1 protein-coding gene is annotated in these 266 nt (G+C 70.7%); it reads right to left on the bottom strand.

Going from position 1 to position 266, the window contains the following annotated elements:
- Positions 1-266 (bottom strand): amidase family protein (locus AAEZ09_RS28470; protein ID WP_350601686.1); only part of this gene is annotated, 266 nt, incomplete at both ends.

A 266-nucleotide genomic window follows, 5' to 3' on the forward strand; every position in this document is an offset into this window, starting at 1 on the left:
GTCTTCGGCCGTGCGTGCCCTCGGGCCGCCCTGATCGAGACTCGAGGCGTAGGCCACCATGCCCCAGCGCGATACGCGGCCGTAGGTGGGCTTGAGGCCGGTGAGGTTGGTCAGCGCGGCAGGCTGGCGGATCGAGCCGCCAGTGTCGGTGCCGGTCGCGGCAGGCAGCAGTCGTGCGGCGATGGCTGCGGCGGAACCACCGGAGGAACCGCCGGGTACGCGGGACAGGTCCCAGGGGTTCTTCACTGGGCCGTAATAGCTCGACT

Source organism: Pseudomonas sp. 65/3-MNA-CIBAN-0223 (assembly GCF_040310425.1).
GTDB classification, from domain to species: domain Bacteria; phylum Pseudomonadota; class Gammaproteobacteria; order Pseudomonadales; family Pseudomonadaceae; genus Aquipseudomonas; species Aquipseudomonas gregormendelii.